Raw genomic sequence first — 1,217 nt, forward strand, 5'->3', positions numbered from 1 at the left:
GTTGCGGCGGCGAGAGTCACTTCTCAGCCCCTTCGGCAGGTACGGCTGGGGATTCGGAGGCGTGGTCGGGGGCGTCGTCCGGGTCGGGGGCCCCCGGTGCCCGGTCGTAGAGGATGGCGGCGAGGTCGCCCAGCTCCTCGGGCACCTTGGCGGACTCGCTGCGGCCGAGCCCGGCCATCTCGACCACCGTGACGCCGTCGGCACCGCGCACCGCCCGCACCCAGACGCGGCGGCGCTGGATGAACAGGGACGCGGCCAGGCCGAAGATCGCGGCGAGGGCGCCGCCGAGCGCCCAGCCGCTGCCCGGCTCCTGGACGATCTCGAAGCCGGCCCACTCCTTGACGTTCTTCTCGAAGGTGACGGTGCCGGCGCCGTTCGGCAGCGTGAGCGTGTCGCCCGGCTTCAGCAGCTTCTTCAGCAGCTGGCCCTTGCCGTCCTTGAACGCCTTCATGTGCTTCTTGTCGAGCTGGTACACGCTCTGCGGGATGCCCGAGTTCACACCCAGGTCACCGTGGTAGGCGTTCACCGCGAGCAGCGGGTTCAGCAGCGCCGGGAACTGCGAGAGCATCGTGCCGCTGCGCGCGTCGAACGTCGGCACGAAGAACGCCTGGAAGCCGAGCTGCTCCTTCTTGCCCCGCGGGTCGCGGTAGCCGTCCATCACCTTCACCACGCCGTTGGAGGTGACATTGCCGTCGAGCGGCAGCAGCGGTACGGCGTCCTGGTAGACGACCTTCCCCTTGCCGTCGCGGACGGTGATCACGGGCGCGTAACCGTGGCTGACCAGGTAGACCTTGGCGTCGTCGATCTCCAGCGGCTGGTTGACCTTGACGGTGGTCGTCCGGTCCTCGCCGTACGCGCCCTCGCTGTAGCGGATCTTCGCCTCGAAGGTGCGCGGGGTGCCCTTGTTGGGGCCGCTGAGCTCGTAGGTGCCCTTGAAGTCCTTCAGATCGAAGCTGAACGGGACCAGGTCGTCGTTCCGGAACAGGCTGCCGGACTTGAAGTCGTCGTACATCGGCAGCGCGTTGGAGAAGCCGTCGCCCTCGACCACCAGCTTGGTGCCGTCGGCCTTGTACAGCTGGCCCGAGGCGAAGGCGACGAGGAGCACGATCAGGGCGATGTGGAAGACCAGGTTGCCCAGCTCGCGCAGGTAGCCCTTCTCGGCGGCCACGGCGTCGCCGGCGAGGTGCGCGCGGAAGCGGCGCTTCTTCAGCAGGGCG

At 68.8% G+C, this 1,217-nt stretch carries 1 protein-coding gene; it reads right to left on the reverse strand.

Features of this window, described 5'->3' with window-relative positions; genetic code table 11:
- Positions 1-16 precede the first annotated feature (16 nt).
- The coding region (resB, locus tag IE312_RS05605; RefSeq protein WP_229899111.1) for a cytochrome c biogenesis protein ResB at positions 17-1,217 on the reverse strand (1,201 nt) is incomplete at its 5' end.

Source organism: Streptomyces capoamus (assembly GCF_014654935.1).
Lineage (GTDB): Bacteria > Actinomycetota > Actinomycetes > Streptomycetales > Streptomycetaceae > Streptomyces > Streptomyces capoamus.